Origin of the sequence: Steroidobacter denitrificans (assembly GCF_001579945.1) — a bacterium.
In the GTDB taxonomy this organism is placed as follows: domain Bacteria; phylum Pseudomonadota; class Gammaproteobacteria; order Steroidobacterales; family Steroidobacteraceae; genus Steroidobacter; species Steroidobacter denitrificans.
This window is the reverse complement of the sequence record NZ_CP011971.1, coordinates 617,457-639,384: the sequence shown is the minus strand read 5'-3', so window position 1 is coordinate 639,384 and position 21,928 is coordinate 617,457. Positions and strand designations below refer to the sequence as shown.

At 59.3% G+C, this 21,928-nt stretch carries 25 protein-coding genes; 15 read left to right on the top strand and 10 right to left on the bottom strand.

Annotated features, from left to right (window positions below):
• Window positions 1–39 precede the first annotated feature (39 nt).
• Window positions 40–1,365: a TolC family protein gene (locus ACG33_RS02750; RefSeq protein WP_066918495.1), complete on the top strand. Its 1,326-nt coding sequence runs from the start codon at window positions 40–42 to the stop codon at window positions 1,363–1,365.
• 163 nt (window positions 1,366–1,528) lie between these two features.
• On the opposite strand, the gene ACG33_RS02745 is transcribed toward ACG33_RS02750, so the two are convergent.
• Genes ACG33_RS02745 through ACG33_RS02735 form a run of 3 tightly spaced genes read right to left on the bottom strand, consistent with a single transcriptional unit; the run spans window position 1,529 to window position 4,461 of the window.
• Window positions 1,529–3,217 carry a cbb3-type cytochrome c oxidase subunit I gene (locus ACG33_RS02745; protein ID WP_066918493.1) on the bottom strand — a complete coding sequence of 563 codons (1,689 nt, stop codon included), beginning with the start codon at window positions 3,215–3,217 and terminating at the stop codon, window positions 1,529–1,531.
• A gap of 3 nt (window positions 3,218–3,220) precedes the next feature.
• Entirely contained in the window at window positions 3,221–4,189 is a 969-nt protein-coding gene (locus ACG33_RS02740) for a c-type cytochrome (protein ID WP_066918491.1), read from the bottom strand.
• Window positions 4,186–4,461, bottom strand: coding sequence for a hypothetical protein (locus tag ACG33_RS02735; RefSeq protein WP_066918489.1), 276 nt, complete (start codon window positions 4,459–4,461; stop codon window positions 4,186–4,188). The genes ACG33_RS02740 and ACG33_RS02735 overlap by 4 nt, the downstream gene beginning before the upstream one ends.
• Window positions 4,462–4,840: 379 nt before the next feature.
• Between ACG33_RS02735 and ubiM the strand changes: the two genes are divergently transcribed.
• Both ubiM and ACG33_RS02725 read left to right on the top strand, forming a co-directional pair.
• Window positions 4,841–6,142, top strand: a complete 1,302-nt coding sequence (gene ubiM / locus ACG33_RS02730) for a 5-demethoxyubiquinol-8 5-hydroxylase UbiM (RefSeq protein ID WP_083536381.1) — start codon at window positions 4,841–4,843, stop codon at window positions 6,140–6,142.
• A gap of 116 nt (window positions 6,143–6,258) precedes the next feature.
• Window positions 6,259–6,729, top strand: coding sequence for a carboxymuconolactone decarboxylase family protein (locus ACG33_RS02725; RefSeq protein ID WP_066918487.1), 471 nt, complete (start codon window positions 6,259–6,261; stop codon window positions 6,727–6,729).
• A gap of 821 nt (window positions 6,730–7,550) precedes the next feature.
• Here ACG33_RS02725 and ACG33_RS02720 read toward each other — a convergent pair.
• Together ACG33_RS02720 and ACG33_RS02715 are read right to left on the bottom strand one after the other, a co-directional pair.
• Entirely contained in the window at window positions 7,551–8,435 is an 885-nt protein-coding gene (locus ACG33_RS02720) for an ImmA/IrrE family metallo-endopeptidase (RefSeq protein WP_066918485.1), read from the bottom strand.
• A gap of 3 nt (window positions 8,436–8,438) precedes the next feature.
• A complete protein-coding gene (locus ACG33_RS02715; protein ID WP_066918483.1) occupies window positions 8,439–8,786 on the bottom strand; it encodes a helix-turn-helix domain-containing protein in 348 nt (115 codons plus the stop codon).
• 101 nt (window positions 8,787–8,887) lie between these two features.
• On the opposite strand from ACG33_RS02715, the gene ACG33_RS02710 reads away from it, so the two are divergent.
• From ACG33_RS02710 to ACG33_RS02695, 4 genes are read left to right on the top strand one after another with little or no spacing between them, the layout of a single operon-like run.
• Window positions 8,888–9,853 (top strand): CBASS oligonucleotide cyclase, encoded by a 966-nt coding sequence (locus tag ACG33_RS02710; protein ID WP_066918481.1) that lies wholly within the window; start codon window positions 8,888–8,890, stop codon window positions 9,851–9,853.
• 7 nt (window positions 9,854–9,860) lie between these two features.
• A complete protein-coding gene (locus tag ACG33_RS02705) occupies window positions 9,861–10,373 on the top strand; it encodes an HORMA-1 domain-containing protein (RefSeq protein ID WP_066918479.1) in 513 nt (170 codons plus the stop codon).
• Window positions 10,374–10,375: 2 nt separating this feature from the next.
• The gene (locus ACG33_RS02700; protein WP_066918477.1) at window positions 10,376–11,317 is read left to right on the top strand and encodes an AAA family ATPase; all 942 of its coding nucleotides are present in this window, start codon (window positions 10,376–10,378) and stop codon (window positions 11,315–11,317) included.
• Window positions 11,314–12,042 carry a DUF6602 domain-containing protein gene (locus ACG33_RS02695; protein ID WP_066918475.1) on the top strand — a complete coding sequence of 243 codons (729 nt, stop codon included), beginning with the start codon at window positions 11,314–11,316 and terminating at the stop codon, window positions 12,040–12,042. Before ACG33_RS02700 ends, ACG33_RS02695 begins: the two co-directional genes overlap by 4 nt.
• A 142-nt stretch (window positions 12,043–12,184) precedes the next feature.
• Here ACG33_RS02695 and ACG33_RS02690 read toward each other — a convergent pair whose 3' ends face one another.
• Window positions 12,185–13,105: a nucleotidyl transferase AbiEii/AbiGii toxin family protein gene (locus ACG33_RS02690; RefSeq protein ID WP_066918473.1), complete on the bottom strand. Its 921-nt coding sequence runs from the start codon at window positions 13,103–13,105 to the stop codon at window positions 12,185–12,187.
• On the bottom strand, window positions 13,098–13,856 hold the full coding sequence (locus ACG33_RS02685) for a type IV toxin-antitoxin system AbiEi family antitoxin domain-containing protein (protein WP_066922725.1): 759 nt from the start codon (window positions 13,854–13,856) through the stop codon (window positions 13,098–13,100). Before ACG33_RS02685 ends, ACG33_RS02690 begins: the two co-directional genes overlap by 8 nt.
• Before the next feature lie 709 nt (window positions 13,857–14,565).
• Here ACG33_RS02685 and ACG33_RS02680 point away from each other — a divergent pair.
• Window positions 14,566–14,778, top strand: coding sequence for a helix-turn-helix transcriptional regulator (locus ACG33_RS02680; protein WP_017245590.1), 213 nt, complete (start codon window positions 14,566–14,568; stop codon window positions 14,776–14,778).
• Window positions 14,779–14,816: 38 nt separating this feature from the next.
• The gene (locus ACG33_RS02675; RefSeq protein ID WP_210399153.1) at window positions 14,817–15,443 is read left to right on the top strand and encodes a replication initiation protein; all 627 of its coding nucleotides are present in this window, start codon (window positions 14,817–14,819) and stop codon (window positions 15,441–15,443) included.
• A 48-nt stretch (window positions 15,444–15,491) separates the two neighbouring features.
• Here the strand turns inward: ACG33_RS02675 and istB are convergent, their stop codons facing one another.
• Together istB and istA are read right to left on the bottom strand one after the other, a co-directional pair.
• Entirely contained in the window at window positions 15,492–16,250 is a 759-nt protein-coding gene (istB, locus tag ACG33_RS02670; protein ID WP_066918470.1) for an IS21-like element helper ATPase IstB, read from the bottom strand.
• The gene (gene istA / locus ACG33_RS02665; RefSeq protein WP_168159999.1) at window positions 16,247–17,785 is read right to left on the bottom strand and encodes an IS21 family transposase; all 1,539 of its coding nucleotides are present in this window, start codon (window positions 17,783–17,785) and stop codon (window positions 16,247–16,249) included. The genes istB and istA overlap by 4 nt, the downstream gene beginning before the upstream one ends.
• A 448-nt stretch (window positions 17,786–18,233) precedes the next feature.
• Between istA and ACG33_RS02660 the strand changes: the two genes are divergently transcribed.
• On the top strand, window positions 18,234–18,614 hold the full coding sequence (locus tag ACG33_RS02660) for a replication protein RepA (RefSeq protein WP_237392667.1): 381 nt from the start codon (window positions 18,234–18,236) through the stop codon (window positions 18,612–18,614).
• A 454-nt stretch (window positions 18,615–19,068) separates the two neighbouring features.
• On the opposite strand, the gene ACG33_RS02655 is transcribed toward ACG33_RS02660, so the two are convergent.
• Window positions 19,069–19,317, bottom strand: coding sequence for a helix-turn-helix domain-containing protein (locus tag ACG33_RS02655; protein WP_066918466.1), 249 nt, complete (start codon window positions 19,315–19,317; stop codon window positions 19,069–19,071).
• A 142-nt stretch (window positions 19,318–19,459) separates the two neighbouring features.
• Here ACG33_RS02655 and ACG33_RS02650 point away from each other — a divergent pair, with 142 nt between their 5' ends.
• Genes ACG33_RS02650 through ACG33_RS02630 form a run of 5 tightly spaced genes read left to right on the top strand, consistent with a single transcriptional unit; the run spans window position 19,460 to window position 21,926 of the window.
• On the top strand, window positions 19,460–20,122 hold the full coding sequence (locus ACG33_RS02650) for a hypothetical protein (RefSeq protein WP_066918464.1): 663 nt from the start codon (window positions 19,460–19,462) through the stop codon (window positions 20,120–20,122).
• 35 nt (window positions 20,123–20,157) lie between these two features.
• Complete coding sequence (locus tag ACG33_RS02645; RefSeq protein ID WP_210399151.1) at window positions 20,158–20,784, top strand: hypothetical protein; 627 nt, start codon at window positions 20,158–20,160, stop codon at window positions 20,782–20,784.
• Complete coding sequence (locus ACG33_RS02640) at window positions 20,781–21,197, top strand: hypothetical protein (RefSeq protein ID WP_066918460.1); 417 nt, start codon at window positions 20,781–20,783, stop codon at window positions 21,195–21,197. The genes ACG33_RS02645 and ACG33_RS02640 overlap by 4 nt, the downstream gene beginning before the upstream one ends.
• Window positions 21,194–21,670: a putative molybdenum carrier protein gene (locus ACG33_RS02635; protein ID WP_066918458.1), complete on the top strand. Its 477-nt coding sequence runs from the start codon at window positions 21,194–21,196 to the stop codon at window positions 21,668–21,670. The genes ACG33_RS02640 and ACG33_RS02635 overlap by 4 nt, the downstream gene beginning before the upstream one ends.
• Window positions 21,657–21,926 carry a hypothetical protein gene (locus ACG33_RS02630; protein ID WP_066918456.1) on the top strand — a complete coding sequence of 90 codons (270 nt, stop codon included), beginning with the start codon at window positions 21,657–21,659 and terminating at the stop codon, window positions 21,924–21,926. Before ACG33_RS02635 ends, ACG33_RS02630 begins: the two co-directional genes overlap by 14 nt.
• Window positions 21,927–21,928 lie beyond the last annotated feature (2 nt).

Here is a 21,928-nt window from a genome sequence, read left to right as displayed (position 1 = left end):
GTTTTCCACCCGGTGCTGTTTCGCTAAGGGAGGTTACTCATGATGCGTACCGTGCCCCTGTCCATCATGATGGCGAGTATTTTGGCGGCCTGTCCGCTCGCGTCGGCGGCCGAATCATCCTCGGCCAGTGCGGCTGTCGAAACGCTTGAATACGCCTGGCAACTTGCAGCTCGGAACGATCATGGTCTGGCGGCGATGCTCGCCGAGGTCGAAAGTGCTCGCTCCACGGAACAGGCGGCACGCGCGGCGCGCTGGCCATCCCTGACTGCAGGCGCCGGGGTCACGCGCTTCGATGCGGCGCCCGAATTCCGTTTCGGTGCTCTGGGTACGATCCTGCAAGCACCCATCTTTCCGGGTGATGACTACGCGGCTGCGAATCTGCAACTGACGCTGCCCTTGTATACCGGCGGCCGGATCTCCAGGGGGATCGCCGCCGCTCATCAAGCGAGCCTCGGCGCAGCGGAGATGGAACGCGCCGCACGCTCGACACTGCGTCTGGACGTTGCGGAATCCTATGTCGGCGTATTGCGCGCCCGGCGGTTGCTGCACACCGCGCAATCGAGCGTCGCCAGTCTCAGTGCGCATGCGAGCGACGTCCAAAGGATGTTCGAGCATGAACTCGTGGCACGTAACGATCTGCTGGCTGCACGCGTCGCCTTGGCCAATGCCGAACAGCAGCGTGTTCACGCCGAAAACGGTGTCGAGGTCGCCTATGCCACCTACAATCGACGGCTTGGCGAGCCGCTCGACCGAGTACCCGAACTTGCCGATACCATTATGGTGGACTCGACGCTGGCGGCGGAATCCATCGAGGTGCTGGTCGAACGCGCACTGAAGAATCGCAGCGAGATCGGCGCGCTGGCCGCCCAGGCGGAGGCCCTGGCCCTGCAGTCCAAATCGGAGCGCGGAGCCCTTTTGCCGCAATTCGCCGTCACCGGAAACTACACCTACTTCGATAACGAAATTCTGGATAGAAAGGATTTCACCAGCATAGGCATCGGTGTGACCTGGAGCCTGTTCGACGGCGGACAGATTCGCAATCGCAGCGCTGCGCTGCGCAGTGCGAGTTCAGCGGCCCGCCGCCGTCTCGATGATCTGCAGACACGCATCTCACTGGAGGTCAGACAAGCATGGCTCGACGTGCGGGAGGCGCGCGCCCGGATCGAGGCCGCCCGTGAAGCCGCCGCTCAAGCCGATGAGAATCTGCGTATCACACGCAAGCTTTACCGTGCGGAACTGGGCACTAACACCCAGGTTCTCGATGCCGTCACCCTGCAGGTCGCTGCCAGGAACAACCAGGATAACGCGCTGCTCGATGAATCCATGGCGCTGCTGAGATTGGCACGAGCGGTGGGCGAGCTATGAAGGGACCGTCGCAGCCGCTCTCCGAACCGCTTCACTGGCTCGCCCACTCCGGCAACTCTAAAATATAGCCGGCTGATCGGCGCTTCTCCCAGCTCCCTTCCTCCCAGCTCTCTGCTCTCTGCTCTCTGCTCGCGATCAACGGAAGAAAGCCGGTATGGTCCTTTCAGGGCGTACCGGCCGGCGCGGGTACCGCTGCTGCAGGGGGTACGGCAGCGTGGATATGACTACGCGCCTCCAGCGAGCGCAGGAAGCGCCAGACAAAGAACAGCGTCACCAGCAACAGACCAGGATAGCCGATACCCCCCAGTAAATAAGACAACAGCGCGCTACCCTGCTGCACGGTGTCCAGATTGAAGGACAGCAGCCCAAGCGTGATGAACCCGCCGAAGATCCACATGCCGAGCAGCCACATGCCGGTCTCCCAGCCGCTCAGCCGTCGACCCCAGCCTGCGGAAGCAGGAAAAGCATCCTGTGGAACGGTTGCATTCTCACGCAGACCGAGCGTAACAAGATCGTAGACAAGCAATCCTACGCCGACGATGAAGATGATGCCGAACAGCGATACCAGAGCCTTGGCGAACAGCATGGCGGGCGCCACATCGCCACCGAACCAGTCCAGCCCCAACGCGCGATAGACGAACACCTGGACGGTACCGCCGATGGCGAAGGCGAAGCCAAGCCCCAAGATACCGGTAAAGACCAGCCAAAAGGCCAACTTGCCCAATCTTTGATCGAAATTCGTCACGCCGCGCATGATCGGTACGGCATAGTAGGCGGCGGCCAGACCGAGCATGCCGAAGGTACCGAACAGAGCAAGATGCGCATGCGCTGCCGTCACCCAGGTGCCGTGCGACCATACATTGGTGAGTGCAAAGGTCATGGTGAAGCCGAGGATACCGGCACCGACCTGCTCGAGCACCACCGAACCCAGCAGGAAGGCGAAAGCCGGCATATTGGGGATCGGCTTGGCATCCTGATGGGCGTCGAGATAGATGTGCCAGAAGCAGAAGATCAACGGCAATGGTTCCAGCGCGCTGAACAGCGAGCCCCAGAACTGCCAGAATTCCGGCGTGCCCACCCAAAAATAGTGGTGCGCATTACCGATCAAACCCGACAGCCATACCAGGGAAATACCCCAGAACACGGCATAGCCGACCGATTTCACATTGGCCTTGAACAACAGCACCAACAGGAAGCCGACCAGCGAGATGTGAATCACCTCCCACACGCCTTCGACCCAGTAGTGAACGACATACCAGCGAAAATATTCCTGTAGATCGAGCCGCTCGACAAAAAACATGCCGAATATCCAAACCAATGTCAGTGCCAATACACCAATCCCGAGCCCCCAATGGATTTCATTCCATTGCGACACCGGCGGAAAGGTACGCAGCACCACATAGCAAAGGATGGCGAAACCGATCAGGATGACGATATCGGCGATACGGCCGGCTTCCAAGTATTCCAACCCCTCCTGGAACATGGGCTGTCCCATCCACCAGCCGGCGATACCCTGCTGCGCCAGCATTTGCGTGGCCAGATTCCATACGACGATGGCCAGAAGCGCATAGAACAGGACCTTGATCAGCCACGGTGCAGCCAGCTCGCGCTTCGAGAGCAACGGACCGACGAACAGGATCGTGCCGATGAAGCCGCACAAAACCCAGAAGATCGCCAGGTTGAGATGCTGAGTGCGGATGACATTGAAGTTCAGTGTGCCGGCAAGCAGCGTCGGGTCGATATGCTGAGCCGACAGTAACAGACCGAGAGCAGTCTGGAACAAGAACAGCACCAGCATGACCATGAAGAAACGCAGGGAAAGACGCTGGGTCTGGTATTCGATCCTGAACATGACTCAATTCCCCCCAAGGCTGCGGATATAGGCAACGATGTCGCCTACCTGATTTTTGTCGAGGATCTCGGCAAAGGCCGGCATGAGTCCGGCTTGGTAGCCTGCAACGACTCTGGCGTCGGGGTTCAGGATCTTTTCGGTCAGGTAACTGTCATCGGCGATCACGCTCGATCCGTCGGCAAGCTGCACAGTCGAGCCATAGAGACCACCCCAGCCGGGGCCGACGACCTTTGCCGCGGTCGGCGCATGGCAGGCCGTACAGCCGTTATCCTCGGCCAGCTCGGCGCCACGCGCAGCCGTCGATACCGGTGATGTGACGGCTTGGCCCGCCCCTTCGGACGACGTAAACGTAATTTTTTGCGCCGCAACCGGCATCGGTGTCGCCATCGGGAAGGTCAACCCGTCGACTTTGGGTACCGGCGGCCACCCTTCGGTGTTCATGGCGGATGTATATTTGAGGAAAGCAATCAATTCATGCACCTCCTGCCGGCTGATCGGCAGGTTCGGCATATGGGATGCCTGGCCGCCGCGTCGAGCGATACGCTCGGCGGCAGCCGGGTATTTTTCTAGATAGGCTTCCATGGACTCGACACCCGCTTCGACAGCGACGGCCTTATCCAACAATTGCAGCCTCACTGCGCCGTTCGTCGGCCAACTGCCGGCCGAAGGCAGGAACGCTGCGAGCCAGGCAGGTCCGGCACGATCATAGAGCTTGGTGAGATCCGGTCCGAAATAGGCGCCGTTGCCGACGATGGTGTGACAGCCCATGCAGTTATAGGACTGGAACACGCGCTTGCCCGCAATGGCATCGAAACCGGCATATTGGACGGCGGACGGCACCGTCTGGCCGCGTGAATCGAGGAAAGAAACAGCTGAAAGCGCCAAGAAAATGAGAGCCATCAGCGCTAGAACCAGGAGCGCGCGGCGGCGCTTTACATCTTCATGGCACTGCTCTCCAGGGTTGCAGCTCATGACGCCTCCTCCCCGTCCGCCGAAACCTCGCCGGTGGATGCCGCCCGCTCCGCCCGCTCGAGTGCGTCATGCGCAAACAGTGTGCCCAGACTGTTGAAAAAGACGTAAAAAACATAGACGGCAAGCAGGAAGCCGACGATGAAATAACCCAACCACAGGGTGCGTGATTCCGCCCAATACTCGAAGTTGCGCCAATAGGGCCAGGATAGCGCGAAGCTCACGCCACTGGCTAAAACAGCGACCGATAACCGGATGATGCGTTGCGCGGACATACTCCCTCCCTCGACAGGATCGTCGTCGGCACGACGCTGTTGCGCACCATGCGCCACGTCATGCCGATCGCTCCCTCGGACCCTCGCCACTGCACCTGATCGAACAGGCACTGTTTGAACGGGTATTCGTGATACTAATTCGTATCACGGTCAATATGCATTGTAAATACCGATTAAGAAGATCGGCTGTAAGGAAATCGGATGCTCATTGCACGATGTCTCTTGCACGATATCCGTTGCCTAATTGGTATTACGAGTGCATATTAATCCGCGAAATAGAAGTTCACAATATCGCGCATACGCATCCGGGAACGATGACCGCTTCCCGAGAGTATTCTCGTAACACTCAGAACCTGGTCTTGCAACTGGAGAACGTGACATGGACAGCCCCAACCCTCGCAACGTGCTGATCGTCGGTGCGGGCCCGGCGGGTCTGTGTCTGGCCCGCGCTCTGGCGAACCATGGACTTGAAGTCGATGTCGTTGAACGTCAGCCTGCGGCAGCCTTGGTCGAACCGGCCTTCGACGGTAGAGAGATCGCCCTCTCTCACGGTTCGATCGATATTCTCGAGCGGCTGGACATCTGGCGGCGGATCCCGACGGCGGAAATCCATCCGCTGCGCCGGGCGCATGTCAGTGACGGTGGCGCTGAGGGCTTCAGTATCGATGCCGACAACTTCGGCAAGGATCGTCTCGGCAACTTCGTATCCAACCACGTCATCCGCGCGGCCGCCTGGCAGGCGGTACACGACACGCAGGCGATACGCGTTCATACCGACGCCGAGGTCAAGGCCGTCGAGCGCAAGGGCGAAATCTATTCCGCGCATCTCGCAGACGGTCGCCGGCTCACCTCTTCATTGTTGGTTGCCGCCGATAGCCGGTTTTCGCAGACGCGCCGGCTACTGGGGGTTCCGGTCGCCATGCATGATTTCGGCAAAACCATGCTGGTCTGCAGGATGCATCACGAAGTTCCGCACAAGGGTGTTGCACGTGAGTGGTTCGGCCGTGGCCAGACCCGCGCGCTGCTGCCGCTGGACGAATACAACGTCTCGCTCGTGCTCACCGTGACCGGACGAGAAGCAGCTGAATTGCAGGCGCTGGACGAGGACGCATTCGCACATAATATCGAAATGCGACTGGAACACCGACTCGGAGCGATGCGACTCATCGGTAGCCGCCACGCATACCCCCTGGTCGCGACCTGGGCCAAACGGTTTGTCGGTCCCGGTTTCGCGTTGGTGGGAGATGCCGCAGTCGGAATGCATCCCGTCACCGCGCACGGCTTCAATCTCGGCCTGGCCAGCGTCGACCGCCTCGCAACTACGCTGGGCGATGCGCTCGCCCATCATCGCGGCATTGCCGATTCAGCTGTGCTGGCACGCTATCAGCGCAAGCACCGGGCGGGCGCGCTGCCGTTGTTTCTGGGAACCGGCATGGTGGTCGGGTTTTACACCGACGATCGCGCATTCATGCAGCCACTGCGTCATGTACTCATGGGCGGCATGCGACGACTGCGGCCGTTACGCGATATTCTGGCCGCAGCCGTGGTGGACGCCTCGCCGCAGGAGACGCTGCTTGGACTGACGCGAAGCATCGTCCGCTTGGGTTCAGGCCCACTGTCATACCGGCATAAGGCCACGCTGGCCGACGCCGATGGATTTTCGGCCCGCAACCCGTCCTGAGCTGATTTAACGCAATCCCGCAACGGATCTTCATTCGCCGGATGCCTTCGAGCCGCTGAGCAGTTTTTCATCGGCCGGAGCACCAATCAATCCATTCATAAAGACAGACCACCACCATGAAAGCTCGACTCAACGCGAATATGGCAGCGCCTGCAGCGATGAAGGCATTGCTGGGACTGCAAACCCATGTCAATGGCTGCGGGTTGGAACACGAACTGCTCGAATTGATCAAATATCGCGCATCTCAACTCAACGGCTGCGCCTGGTGCATGGACATGCACACCAAGGACGCCCGCGCAGCCGGCGAAACGGAGCAGCGGCTTTATCTTCTCAGCGCCTGGCGCGAATGTCCGTTTTACAGCGAGCGGGAGCGAGCCGCTCTCGCTTGGACCGAAGCCGTGACTCGCCTGGCGGACGGCGGCGTATCCGATGAGGTTTTCGCGGCGGCACAGGCACAGTTCAGCGATCAGGAACTGGTGGAACTCACCATGGCAATCATCGCCATCAACGGCTGGAACCGTATCAACGTCGCCTTTCGCACCGTTCCTGGAACCTACAGGCTGGCCGGCAATAAATCCGGTAAATAAATAATCCTTGCGAGAACCGCCGCCTGTCGTGGAACGACAGGCTGAACATCCGGCCCGCGAAGTCGGGAGTCTCGAAAGTTCAGGCGGTGATGGCCATGTGCCGACCGATCCCGCCGGGTTGTTGCGAATAACCCGGCGGCAATCCCCATCTTCGGCTCGTGAGCAAGGAGCATGGGATCGAGGTTCGCTTGCGTGGCATGACTCTTCAAGTCAGACGTTGATCACACGTTTAGTGATGGAAGGTGGGCTGGAGCCCAGGTTTCATGCGGGTTTCGGGTTTGGTAGGGTTCGGCGCATCCCGGCTGGTACCCCCAAGAGTACCCCCTTTCGCAGTGGTTCTGAACGGATCATGGAAGAGCCCAGTGGACGTTGCGTAGCAAGTTTTGTTTCATGTTCGTTGAAATGGAAATAATAAATGTGCCGCCATGAGATTCCTTGTTCTGTCGAGATATACGATGTTCTGTCATCTTAAAGATATAGGTATACATTGTTCGAGGGAACTTCGTGAAACAGTGTGTCGGGGTGAGTTAGCAAGTAACCATGCAGCCGCCGTTACTTCGCGGGCGCCACGATCAATGCGGCATGGGGCAACCCTGCAAGACGGGAACACTGCTGGATTCCCACCAGGTTGCAAGCGCCGATTGACATGATCGCTAGTAGAGCCAACGAACCATGATTGGCTGATTGCAGTGTTCATCAGCCAGGTTCAGCGGCTGCTGTCGGTTATGGGTGGAGGGCAGATCAGGGGAGAAGAGATAGTGCCTCCATTCGGGGTTTACGCTCAGGAGCACCCCTTGTGCAGGCGGGTTCGACGCGTTGTCCTACCTTCGGAACCGTGGCGTCCACCTCTCGACAAGATCTTCGTCGTCGTCGCCCTCGTCCGCGTAGGCCTCGTGGCCGATCTTTCGTGACGAAAGCACCGTCAGCGTTTTTCCGTAGCGACCAAGGCCGACCACTTCTTCCGTGACGATGCTTGACCGCTTGCCGCCAAGCCAGTCAAGCACGTCTATTTCGTCATCTGCCCGCTCACCGCGTGATACCCGGGAAGGATCGGCGTTGAATCGCGCCGTCTCGGTATTCGACGGCACCGGAGAGCCACGCCTTAGCCACGACAGGTCCGGCAGCGACTTCATCGCCTCGGACATGATGCAGTAGTCGATCGTGTGGCCCGTGCTCATGATGATCGCAACCGCGTCGTCCGTTAGCTCAGCATAACGGATCGCCGTCGCTGTCAGCGACGTTTTACATGCCTCGGCGGCGGACTCGATATCCGTCAGACCAAGGGCGGATCGGCCTATCAAGCGCTTGAAAAAGCCGGCAGGCATCAACAGACCGACTGCGAAATTGTCAGCTTCCTGCTCATAGGGGTCTGCGGATGAGAAACCAGCATGTGAGGCGTGCATGCCGTCCTTCGGAAGGACGTGATCAATGTGGCCATCGAGGAAGTAGTGCCCCAGCTCGTGCGCAACGCTGAAGCGCTGAAATCCCTCACTGGGAATGTCGGAGGCATAGAGGATGCCGAAGGAGTTTCCGTGCCGTAACAGCATGCCTGAGACCCCGGAGGCCACGTCAGGCTTGGCCTGCACAACTATGTCGTGCCGCGCAGCAATGTCGAATGGATCGACTGCCAGGCTGGTGATGCCCTCCTCGGCGAGAAGGGCCTCCCCCCGTTGCTTGGCGAGCTTGAGGCGCAGCAGGCGACTCATTGCCTATTTCCCTTGCTTGTTTCGGTCGGCGAGCATTTTCAGGAAGTCCTTCGCCAGCTCTCGATCGTGACCCGTCAGCTTACTGACATCCCGGAAGAGCGGATCGGCCGCTTCCGAAAGCGACGGATCTTCGACCCTGCCCAGTAAGTAATCCGTAGTCACTTCCAGCGCATTCGCCAGACGCCGTAGGGTGTCGAAGGAGGGTTTGCGTGAGCCGGACTCGAAGTGGGCGATCGAGCTGGGCGGCATGCTTGCCTGAATGGCCAGGTCGCTCTGGCTCCACTTGCGAAGCTCTCGGGCGGCCTTCAGTCGTTCCTGAAAGCGCTCGGAAGGCGGGCGTTCTTCGGTCATGTCTAGTTCGCCATAAGAATGTTGACTCCTTTTATTGGTCCAGTATAAACTAGACATTCACATCATGTCGAGTTAGGCATGCAACCTACGGAAAACAGCCGATGAGCCGAGGACACGTCAGCCACACAGAGATCGCGCGCTTCGCCCAGAACAGGGTCAACCTGCCGAAGGAGAAGGCGGACGAGTTCCGCGCGCAAGCCAAGCGCCTTCGCGACCGGCTCGAGACCTACCTGAGCGAGCACCCGGACTTCACCCTCAAGAAGATGATGTTGGCGGGCAGCCTTGCGAAGGGTACGGCGCTGCGCTCCCTCAACGACATCGATGTGGCCTGCTATATCAGCGGTACCGATGCGCCGCGCGACGTGGTGGCGCTTCTGGAATACCTCGCGGTGCGGTTGCGTAAGGCGTTCCCAAACTTTTCACCGGATCAGGTGCAGCCGCAGACCTACAGCGTCACCGTGTCGTTTCGCGGCACGGGGCTGGATGTTGATGTGGTGCCGATCCTGTATGACGGAGATCCGAACTGGTACGGAAATCTGGTGAGCCAAGACGACGGCTCATTTCTGAATACCAACATACCGCTTCATCTCGAATTCATCCGTAAGCGCAAGAGGGCGCAGCCGGACCACTTCTCCCAGGTGGTTCGGCTGATCAAGTTCTGGGCCGCGCGGATGAAGGCGGCTGACGAAGGCTTCAGGTTCAAGTCCTTCATGATCGAACTCATCCTTGCACATCTGTGCGACCAAGGCTTGTCGTTCGCCGACTACCCTGAGGCCTTGCAGCACTTCTTCACCTATCTGGCTCGGACTGACCTGCGCGAGAAGATCGTCTTCACGGACAACTATCCGGCTTCGTCGGTGGAAGCGTTCAATCATCGTATCCAGATCATCGATCCGGTGAACGCCGCCAACAACGTGAGCCAGCTGTACACCGATGCCAATGCGAGTGCGATTTACGAAGCTGCGCTTGATGCGGGCGACGCCATCGATTCCGCATTAGCGGCGCCGACCAAGCAGGAGACGGTGTACTACTGGCAGAAGGTTTTCGGAACATCGTTCCAAGGGTAAGGGAAATATGTCGAGCTTCACCATCACCGAATCAACGACGTTCACCATCACGCATGCGCGGCATATGGCGGCGAAGGTTGCGGCTGACCTCAAGCGCATGCAGCGGTTCTACGGCCGTCCGAGCGACAGCCAAATTGCGGACTACGAAACCGAGGCTATCGAACTTCTGAAAGCAGGCTATTTCGGGACGCTCACGGTTGGTTTTCTGCGTGACGGTGAGTGGATCGAGCCCACACTTCGCTACACCGCGCGTGATCTCGCGGGCATGGCGGCAAACGACGATGATCCGGGTCGGCTTCGGCCGGGGCTGGATGTTTCCGGCGCGAAATTCCACAACTACCTCACCTACTCGCCCGCGTGGGACGCCCTTTCCAGCAGCGAGAAAGATGCATTCAAGAAGCGCATGCCGTTCTATCGCTCCGGCATGACCCAACCGACAGTGCACGGGTACCTGGTGGACGACAAGACGTATTCAGCCGGCGGTCGGGCGCTGAGCCGCGCCAGCGTGAGGGCCTACTGATGATGACCGCACATACGAGACCGGGACTCGATGAGCTGTTTGAGCGCCGCCTTACGTTCCCGGACTTCGAGCCGCAGGAACGGCTGGCGCGTCTCGTCGGGCTCGACGACCAGAAGGCGCGTCTCACCAAGATCCTTGGCCTGCTCGTCAACCCCGCAGGTCTCGATGCCTGGGCGCAGAGGCACCATCCGGACGCAAAGGCGTTGCTGAAACATGTGCTTCGCCGACCGCCGCTCGTGGTGCTGGCGGGCGATGTTGGATCGGGAAAGACCGAACTTGCAGAGACGATCGGCGATGCTGTCGCCCGTCAGGAAAAGATCGAGATCACCCTGTTCCCGCTGAGCCTGTCGAGCAGAGGGCAGGGACGCGTCGGGGAGATGACGCAATTGTTGTCGGCGGCGTTCGACTACACGGTCGAGGCCGCCGCAAAGCTGAAGAGCACGAATGGCAGGGCACGCGGCGCTGTCATCCTGCTGGTAGACGAAGCGGACGCACTCGCGCAATCGCGCGAATCGGCGCAGATGCACCATGAAGACCGTGCCGGCGTCAACGCATTCATCCGCGGCATTGATCGGCTGGCCAATGGCCAGCTACCGGCTGCCGTGGTCATGTGCACCAACCGCCTCGGCGCGCTCGATCCCGCCGTCAAGCGCCGGGCGGCCGACATCTTGTCGTTCGACAGGCCAAACGAAACGCAGCGCAAAGCAGTCCTCGGCGGGGCGCTCCAGGCGCTGGGGTTGACCAGCGGGCAGATCGAGAAGTTTGTGGCCGTAACCGGGAAGGGAAAAGGTTGTCACGGGTTCACGTTCTCCGATTTGACGCAGCGTCTTCTTCCGGCCATCGTCCTTGATGCGTATCCCGCGCGCGGAGTTGATCCTGCGCGAGCGCTGGAGATCGCGCAGCAGATGCATCCGACACCGCCGTTCGAGGAGCAAAAGCCATGAGCGATTGGTCGTTGCCAGTTCTTCTGGCCAATCTGCATGATGACATCCAAAGCCGCCTGCAGATCGCGCGAAAATCGTTTGCTCATCCGGGAACGAAGGGGGACGCGAGTGAGACGGTTTGGCTCCAGATGCTCAGCACCTATCTCCCGCAGCGCTACCGCGCCGATAAAGCGTTCGTGGTCGATAGCAAGGGCGTCTTCAGCGAGCAGATCGATGTCGTGGTCTACGACAGGCAATACTCGCCGTTCATCTTCCAGTACGAGGGACAGACGATCATCCCAGCGGAGAGCGTCTACGCGGTCTTCGAAGCCAAGCAGACGATCAACGCGCAGCATGTGGCGTATGCGCGGCAAAAGGTGGCTACGGTGCGCAGGCTGCACCGTACGAGCCTTCCAATACCCTATGCGAAGGGAACCTATCCACCCAAGCCGCTGATTCCAATCCTGGGCGGTATCCTGACGTTCGAAAGCGATTGGACGCCGTGCTGCGGCGACGCATTGTGGAAGGCGCTAGGTGACGGCAGCGTCGAAGTGGACCGCCTGGACATCGGGTGCGTGGCTGCACACGGACACTTTGTCCTGGACACTACGCATGGCAAGTACGAGTTCACGCGCGAGGGGAAGCCCGCGACCGCGTTTCTGTTCAAGTTGATTTCGATGCTGCAGTTCAGTGGCACAGTCCCGATGATCGACGTGAATGCATATGCGGAGTGGCTGACGAAGTAGACGCCTAGAAGGGAGCGCACTCCAAGTAAGGACGCCCTATGGCCGTCGCCGTCACGCGCAAGTCGTCACGACGATGATCATATGCTGGCAGAGCTGGCCAGGCGCGAGCAGTCTGACGATCAAATCTTTCCAGCGTATGCAGTCAGGTTTGACTCAAGCCGGCATCGAGCGCGTCGGCCTGGGCTGCGAAGTCCTCGGGACGTCGCTTGAGGAAGGTTTCCAGGTTGCTGAGCTTCCAGCGCAGCGCCGGCAGTTGCGCGGCGTGCTGGCATTGCAGCAGGGACCAGTCGGGCTGTGCGCGCGTCAATCCACTGAGGAATTGCTTGTGCTGCGTACTCAGCCGTCGCGGCAGTTCGTGCCTCAACCGGGCGCGGGCCTCCAGCAGCGTCTCCAGGGAGCAGTCCACTTCGGTCATGCCGACGAAGGCCCGCCCGTACTCGCCGGCGATGTCCTTGTCGTTGCCGAACAGCACCTCATGGGTCGGCCGGTTGTGCCCCGCCAGATAGACCACGAAGCATTCGACCATGCCGTCGCTGATACCACCCGATTCGTAGAGCTGCCACACGTCGAACAGGTCGCGCGGGTGCTGCCGGTCCAGCGTGGCCACCAGCTTGCCGGCGTACAGCTCGTCCGGCGCCAGGATCGGCACTTCCAACTCGACACCGAACAGGTCGCTGGTCCTGGCGCTCAGCGGCCGCCGTTCGGCGGGCAGCACGGTGCCGCGGAAGACGACGTTGACCTCGATCTTCACCTGGCTGCTCTCGTTCTCGACGATCAGCTTGGTATCCCCCAGATCCTTGCTGCGGACCAGACGTGTCTGTACGCCGAGCGGCGCAACGCGCGTGGCGATGGCGGCCAACTCCTGGTTGATCGCCTGTAGCGCTTCCTCGCGCGGTACCTGCCACGGGAGATACACCACGTCGATGTCCACGGACAGACGCGGCATGTCCTGCACGACGAGATTGATCGCCGTGCCGCCTTTCATCGCAAAGATGTCGTTGGCGAACACGTCGGGCACGATGGCCAGCAGCAGGCGAACGGTGTCTGCGTAGGCCTTATCCATGGGGGTTCAGGCTCAACAGGCTGCCGTCATCGAGCCGGCTCATCCAGCGCGCGGCGCTGCCGGTGCGAACCGGGTACTGTTCCAGCAGGGCATCGATATCCACGAGGCTCGTCTCGCGCGCCCAGGTGAGGAACAGGCGCACGGCCTTTACACTGGTGCAGCAGGACAGCAGTTGCCCGAACAACTCCTTGCGGGGTGAGCGCAGCCCATCGAAGAGATTGCGAGCTTCTTCGAGGCTTTGCTTGACGCCGGCCTCGTACAGCAGCTCCAGGACGGCGCGCTCGGGAACCGCGACCTGCAGGTGCTCGGGCAGGCCCGGCGGCGTGGTCAGAGTCTTGTTGGCCAGAGTGGTGTCTGGCCAATCGAACAGGCGAGCGTAGACGTAGCGTGCCGGAAAGCGTGAGGTGAACCATACCGGCAACGCGAAGCGGCTGTCGCCCCACAGTACCAGCGTGTCCCGGCTGCCCAAGTTGTGCCGCACGCCTTGCAGGGCCAGGGCACTCTTGCCGCCGACATGCAGGCCGGGCACACGCTGTTGCAGGAGCTTCAACGCCCCGTAGACGCCGAAGTCGTCGTTCGGAAAGGCATAGACGCCTTGGGCCAGGCGCACGAGCCACCCTCCCTCCGCATAGTGAGCGGCGAGCTGGGGCGACACCCCGAATTGGTTCAGGGTGGCAAGGTCGAACGGCGCCCCGCGCGGTAGCTCCGCCTGCAGGCGCTTGATTACCTGATGCCTAGAACTTCTGTCCATGTGCGAAAAATAGCACATGATTTAATCAATCAGAAGGTCGTGACATGATTTCTGCATTAAAAATACTATTTTGTTTGATTTTTATATCAAAATCTAATCATTGGCGGCCAGCTATGTACTGATTTTTCTCCAGTCATCCATGTCCAGATACGATGTTTTCCCGCCTAGTTCGATACCCCCAACTTCTTTCCCCTGTACCCTCATATATACCCCTAAATGTCTTTGCTTAGTAGAAGGGGTATATCCCAAAAATTGACCTATGATATTGATTTATAATAAGTTATCAAATTCATCTGAGGCGTAAGGGGGGAAAGCTTTTGACAACTCGTCAAAATACGAAAACGGAAATTTATCAACAAAAACGGCCCGTTTCGGGCCTTTTTTGTGTCTATTGACGTCTTTTAACGTCTACAAGCCCATTTTCGGCATGCAGACAGTCATCAGACGTTGATCAGACGTTGAACAGGAATTTTGGCCGGAAAGTGTGTGTGGTAGCGGTATTGTCTCTGTTATCACTCATCTTGTAGTCACTTTCATATACACTTTAGCAGCTGCTACCCGGAGCGCGGCCCGTGCATCGCTTGCCTGTCCTGCATCGCAGCCGTCGGATTTTTTACTGCAAAAATTCCCTTCTGGGAATCCGTGACCGCTGCCGGGTCGCCATCTGAAACTTCCTGCATCGACTTTCAATGTGCAGGAGGTGAGGACGATGAAAATTCTACGCCGCAAGGCCGTCTGCGAAAAGCTTGGCGGTATCAACGACGTAACGCTCTGGCGGATCACGCGCGATGATCCGACATTCCCGGTATGCATCCAGATCAACAAGCGGGTTGTCGGATGGCTGGAGCACGAGATTGATACCTGGCTCGGACAGAAGGCCGCTGCCGCCCGCACTGCCAGCAACAACGCTGTCCATCCCTGATCGCCGCGATCTCGCAGGTCAAGGGTCAGGATTTGGCGATGCGCAGCGTGGGCAATTTGCTGGACGCTGGTGTGGCAGAAGCCACGCTCAAGCGCGATCCGCTGGAGCGGATCAGGCAGAATGCCACTGAGGTGGCGAAGCAGGCGGAGCAGCACGACGCCGCCCATGCATTGACTCCACGGGTGCGCCACTTGATCGGCGAAGCTGTGGAGCTGGAGATCGAGCAGGCCCGCAATGCAGGCGCTACAGGCTACATCGCACACTTTCTGGCGCAGGCCACGCTTCCTCATACAGACCCCAAGACCAACCATTTCAAACGCGGCACGGGCAAGCTAAGCCTTTCCATCGTAGCCAACCCAGACTATGGCGTACCGTATGGCGGGCTGCCGCGCCTACTGCTGGCGTGGATGTGTACTGAAGCCGTTCGCACAGGTAGTCCCGATCTATCGCTTGGGCGTTCCCAGGCGGCATTCTTGCAAAGTCTTGATCTGCACAATGATGGCCGGTACATCGCGCGAGTGCGTGACCAGAGCTTGCGACTGGTGCATTCGATGATTACCGTCGGTGGCGCAGATGGAGATGCGTCGCACGTCAGAAACATCCTCATCGCGGAGGAGGCGTTCGTTGCAGGATTTCGCGCAATGGACCCGCCCGATTTCCTCTGATTGGACCCACCTTGCGTGGGTTACCGGCGGAGCCGCTGGCGAGGAGTTTTACGCGTCCTTTTTGCGCGAAGCAAGTTTCTTGGCCTTGACACCGCGGTAGCTCTCGCCGGTGACCTCGATGGTCAGCGCCGAGTGCTGCAGCCGATCGAAGATGGCGTCTGCGATGACGGTGTCCGCGATCACCTCGCTCCAGTGAGCGAGGGGCAACTGGGAGGTGAACACCACGGATTTGCTGCTCGATCGCTCTTCCAGGATCTCGCATAGATCCTGAGCCTCGGTGGCGGTCAGTTTGCGGCTGCCCATCTCATCAAAGATGATCAGATCTAACTTGGCGAGCTTGTCCCGATAGCGCAGATACGTGCCGCTGGAGCGTGCCAGATTGAGATTCTCGAGCCACTTGGTGATGCTGGTGAACATGACGGATTTCCCGGTAGCACACGCGTGAAGTCCCGCGGCCTGCGCCACGAAGGTCTTGCCGACGCCAGTGGGTCCGAGGAGCATCAGTGGCCGTGCATCTGCGAGCCAGTCGAGGCTTTGGATCTCTTTGATCTGTGCTCGAGTGAGCGAACGCTTCGCGGTGAAGTCGAAGTCTTCGAAGGCCGGACGATCGCGGAACCGGGCGGCTTTGATGCGATTAGCGGTTTTACGCTGTTGCCGGTAATCGACTTCGGCTTGCACCAACTGATTGAGCAACTCGCTGCTACTGAGCTGATCGCGGGTGGCCTCGGCGAGTGCGTTGTCCAGCACGCCGAGCATACCGAGCAGCTTCATCTCGGCCAACTGATTTTTTACCATGGCAATACTCATAGCGGTAGATTCTCCTGGGCTGCAGTAGATGAGAGAGAAGGTTTGTCAGCGGCCTGCAGCGCTGCGCCGCCAACGTACCGGAGCATGGGATTGCCGGGCTTGCGCACGATGTCGCGCTCGGGCTGGGAGTTCATCGATTGTTTACGCGCCTGAGCGAGCAATTCCTTGAAGTACGGGACACGGATCCGGTTGTAGCGGCGCATGGCGGCAATGGCTGCGGCGATACGTACGCTGGCAAGTTCGTGTCCAACAAGATTGATCTCTTTGGTGCATGCCGAGACCAGCCCCATGGCGCGACGGATATGTGCAAAAACGTCGTCGTTGAACAACTCGATGAAGAGCGCGTGAAGATCGGCGTGGATAAAACGCGACTGTGACAACAGCCGCTGCGGTGTCGACTCGTAATAGGCATCGGAGTTCGGCGGGAAGTGTTCCTTGATCTTGATCCGCTGGCCGGATTTCATGCGGCAGCGTGGATGGACCGCCAGGCGTTCCAGGTTCAGGAAGATCTCGACCTGGTTATCGGTGAGCTTGATTCGTAGCGTTTTATGACGATGGATGTGCGGCGCGCTGTAGTAATCGCCTTCCACGGCGAGGAAGCAATCGGGATGCAGTTTCGCCTCCTTCCACTCCCCGCCATCGTACTCGGCTGTGGGCAACGCCTTGAGCGCGGCCCTTTCGATTGTCTCGAAGCGTTCGCGGCGCGAGACGCCAAAGCGTCGGTGCCGCTGGTCATTGATCCGCTCAACGCATACCATGAGCGCTCGATTGATCTCGGCGATGCAGGTAAATCGTGAGTGACGAAAGCGGAAGCGAAAGTAGCGACCGAGGATTTTTACCAGTCCCTCGACGATCGCCTTGTCCTTCGGCCTTCTGACGCGCGCCGGAACGATTGCCGTGGAAAAATGCGCGGCCATGTGTGCATAGTTTTCGTTCAGATCGGGGTCGTACAAGTGACATTTGACGACCCCTTGCCGCAAACAATCAGGTACGGTGACGTGAGGCACGCCGTTGTAATAGGCGTACATGCGTCGATGGCTGGCGATCCAGTTGCGGCTCTTCATATCCTCCGCCGCCCAGGCAAACAGCAATTGGCTGAAGCCCAGGCCGGACACGAACACATAAGCTTTGTGGATTTCGCCGGTCTTGATGTCGTACCACTCGATCGGATCGCCGGCGTAATCGACTTCGACGCGCTCCCCGGGCTCGAACGTTCGGGCGGTAACGCTGGCGTTGCGACACTGCGGGAACTTGCGATAAAACTGCTTCCAGAAGTTGGAGTACGTCGTCAGCGTCTGCGCCTTTTCTTCCCAAATGAACTTCAGCGGATGACCCAGCCCCAGATCGTGAATGATCACCGGCCAATCCAGCTGCGACATCCACAGTGGATCCGGACTCGCGGCGATCGCGTGTGTCACGCGCACGCCGTCGCGGATCTCGCGCACCAGGCGGCGTGAGCAACTCAACGCGCTCGCGATCTCACGTACGCTGCGGCCCTCGGCGAGCCGTCGTTTGATTTCTTCATATCTCTGCACCGTCAATTCCCTCCGCGCCATCCAGTTCTCCCCGTGCGAGCAAATTGCACGACGATAAGCGGATTGGCTGTGTGAGCGGGCCGGCGCCCGCGACTGGGTGGTGATTGCGGAAACGACGGTGCTCGCCGTAGAAGGCGCTGCGCCACGATCGAGCGCCCGGGGGGCGGGGCTCGCTCCGGGGCTTACCCCCGAATAGGACATCGCCTGGGTTGACATCGCCGTTTCGCTCCTGAGGCCGCGGCGGCGCGCAACAGCGCGCGCCGCCGGGCTCGAAAAGCAGCTCCGGCGGGTGGTCCCATTGCGAGGAAATTGGGTGGGTCCATTCCCAGGAAATCGAGTGGTCCCATTCCTAGGAAATTAGGCGGGTCCAATCACAGGAAATCCTGCATTCGTCTTCTGGAGCTCTCGCGATACGGTGCGACGAGGGGCATGGGAAAGCTCGATCACCTTGAGCACAGACTTTTTTAAACGTCTGATCAGTGCCCCCGTACCAATCAAGATGGAGGCACTACGCGCGCTCAGAAAGTCGCCTCTGGCGATGGACATCTACACATGGCTGGTCTACCGCATGTTCACCTTGAACGTTGGGGCAAGCAAAGGAGGCAAACGGCTTGTTCACGTGCCATGGACTGGCCTAATGATGCAGTTCGGCTCTGGCTATGCGAATACTCCCAAGGGGCTGGCCAACTTCAAGACCAATTTCCGCCTCCGACTAAACGAAGCGCTGCTGTTCTATCCCGAGGCTCGGAGCCACATCGAGGAAACGAAAGATCACCTGATCCTCACCCCTGCACGCCTGCATATCGCAGCCACCAAGAGGAGGGGGTAAGCCTGTGGGCTTTTCGGGTTGTCCACGTGACATCACTAGCAAGGCTAAAACCCTTGCCAGAACTGGCTTTGGTGCCATTTCTGCAAGTTATCCACGTGACATCGCTAGTCATCGGTACGTGACATCACTAGCCGTTTTACGTGACATCGCTAGTCAAGACTGACGAGCGAAATCGCCTGTAAGTCCCACTGGAGCGGGAATTCAGCGAAATGGAGGGACCGCCTCTAGTAGTTCTGCTTTTAGGTTTTTCCTAGTATTTATAAATACCTAGTAGCTACCGCCCTGCGGCTGTGGAAAATCCTTTGCTCCCTCCGGTCGCTGCGCGGCTACTCGTTACTCAAAAAACAGGGCTACTTGGCGTCGGTTTTCTCAACATGCTATCGACAGGCCTGCCGGGGCAACTCACCCCCTGTCAGATGACATCGTAACGTTACGATAACGTAGCGCTACGATGTTACGGTGCTACTGATGTTGCCTCCTGTCCAGCTGCAGGCGCCTCCAGCAGTACCGAAGGCCCCACTTCCAGCGCTTCGGCCAGCTTGAAGATGTTGAGCAGCGCGATGTTGCGCTGGCCGCGCTCAACCCCACCCAAATAGCTACGGGCCAAGCCGCTCTCCAACGCCAGGCGCTCTTGCGACCACCCTTTGGTCTTTCTGATTTCTATCAGCTTCAGGCCGAAGCGTAGTCGGGGATCAAGGGCCATATTTCTCTCTTCTTAAAGAGAAATGACTCTATGAGTACCCCCTCTATAGGGCTACGCCCGATAAGTGCCCGCACTATGAGTGACAATTGAATGCAAGCGCCATAGAATGACCTCTATGAGTAACAAAATGGAGAAGTGACGTATGGCAAGCGTCTGGAAGACTGTTGGAGTGGGAGTGGGAGCGGCTGCGGGGCTGGCTGTTCCGGTGGCTGGGCTTTCAGGTCTCGCGGTCGCTGGTCTTACGCTGATTTTGGTTCTGGCGATGTTCGGCGTGGGGCCAGCGCGCATGTCACAAACATCGCTGTGGGGGCTACTGACCAGTGAGCTGATGCTCTATCTACTGATTTCACTGGTGATCTTCTCGCTGTCCTTCCGCTTTCTAGCGCGCTTGCAGGCCCGCTGTCAGGCCCTTGTCGCTAGGATCAACGCCCAGCAGGGCCTGTCATTCGATGCTGGACATCTCCTGGGTTATCCCGCGCCAGCATTCCTTGTTTTTGACTCCCGGAATTGCAAGATCGCGGCCTGCGATGTGGTCAATGACGCATACAAACTGCACGACTTCTCCTGGCTGCTCGGCTGGCAGATGACCTGGCGCGAGGTCGAGAGCATGGAGATGAACGGCGGTAGCCGTCAGATCAACGCCAGCGGCATGAGCGTGCCGACCTTCGAGCGCACGGTGCGTGCCAAAGACTTCGCCATCGAGCTGCAAACCGCCGACCCGCAGCGACCGCTGCTCAGTTTTCCCATGAGCCGCCGGGCGGCGGAAACCTGGTGTGCCCGGCTCAATGCCCTCTTCAACGGATAACCTCGCGAGGAACTGCGATGAAACACTACCGGAGCTTGCTGTTTCTGCCTTTTGTATTGACAGGTTGTGCCACAACCGACATGCAGGGGGCGCTGGATTCCCTAAACGGACTGGGACAATCCATTGGAACCAGTCTGGCGCAAGCGGCTACGCCCGCAAGCGCGGCAAACCGCAACAGCTTGCTGGGCACTCCACTGCATAACGCCTTGCGCCAGAATCTGTCTACCGACGGTCGCACCCCGGAGTGGCCCAAGGTGGTGATCAGAAATCTGCAAATTCCGGCTGATCAGATGACGCTGACCCGTAGCCTCACGCTCAAAGCCAGTGATTGCATTCGCTTTGACGCAGTGCTCTGGCACGACGCCAAGCGCTCCGAGCGCTTCAGCAATCTGTCGCTTTGCGCGCCGGAGCTGCCGAAACAGTCGAACAACTTCGTGTTGACCTGGAAGAGCTTTTCCATCTCCGGCAAAACCAGCGGCCAGGTTCGCAGCGATGGGCCGATTCCACCGTACAGCAAGCTGCCCAGCGACCCGGCGATGGAGCGCTGGCTGATGAATCAGTTCGGCCTTTACTATGTCGGCTCGTTGCTGACGCTGGTCGGCTATGACCCCAACTTCACGGTCGATGACCGTCGCTTCTGGATCAGGAATATCAAGGGATGAAAGCGTTGCTACTGGCAGCCATGCCGGTGGTGCTGATGGATGGCACTGCCCCAGACCTCAACCACTGGTTGCGGATCGAGCCAGCCATCGTAGCCGCCGTGGAATGCCGTCAAGCCTTGCCGTTGCACGTACTGGACGGCATTGCGCCCAATGCTCCCGGCAGTTGGTCGCTGACGCCGGCGCGCAGCTTCACGGCATTCGGCCTGCCGGTGAAGCGGATCGAGCTGTTCATCGACCCGGATGGTGAATTGGGTGCGAGCTATACCGCAGTGATCGAAAAGCGCAGCCTGGCACAGGTGCGCAAGCAACTGACACTTGCCAGCCAGCGCGGACGCATCGGCCAGCTCTCGGCAGATCAGCCCGGCGCAGAGGTTCAAGTGACTTGCACGGTCGCCGCAACGGAGCAAGGGTGAGCATTCAGCGCATCCTCTCCGGCGGCCAGACCGGCGTAGACCGGGCGGCGCTTGATTTCGCCATTGCCCGGCAGATTCCGCACGGCGGCTGGTGCCCGGCAGGCCGACGGGCCGCTGATGGCGTACTGGATGCTCGCTACCAGTTGATGGAGACCGAATCCAGCGGTTATCGCCAGCGCACCAAACGCAATGTGCTGGACGCTGATGCCACACTGATCATTTACCGGGACAGGATCGAAGGTGGCAGCCTGCTCACTCGCGATCTGGCGACGGGACACGGCAAGCCGCTACTGCTGTGCGATTTGCATGACCCTGCAGAAGAGCTGTTGGCGGCATGGCAAGACTGGTTGCTTAGCCATCCCGTCGCTATTCTCAACATTGCTGGCCCGAGTGAAGCACGCAACCCCGGTATTTACCTGCAGGCGAGCGTGCTACTGGATCTTTTCTGGAGCAAGGAACATGAGCCGATCTGATGCCCGCTGCGCGACACCCTATATCTACTCGGGTGAGTTGCAGATTCGCCCCGAAGTGGATGCCGCGCTGGCTGCGCTGAAAGACAAACCTTACACCGCCATCCCCAGCTGGAAAAACGATGGAACCTGGGAGCTGTGGACGGTGGAAGGCGACGGCGAAACCCAGCCCTGCATCATCAGCGGCCCATCGACCACTTACCCCAGCGAGGCCGATGCACTGGCCGCCGGTGCGGCCTGGCTATCCGGACAACGCTGAGC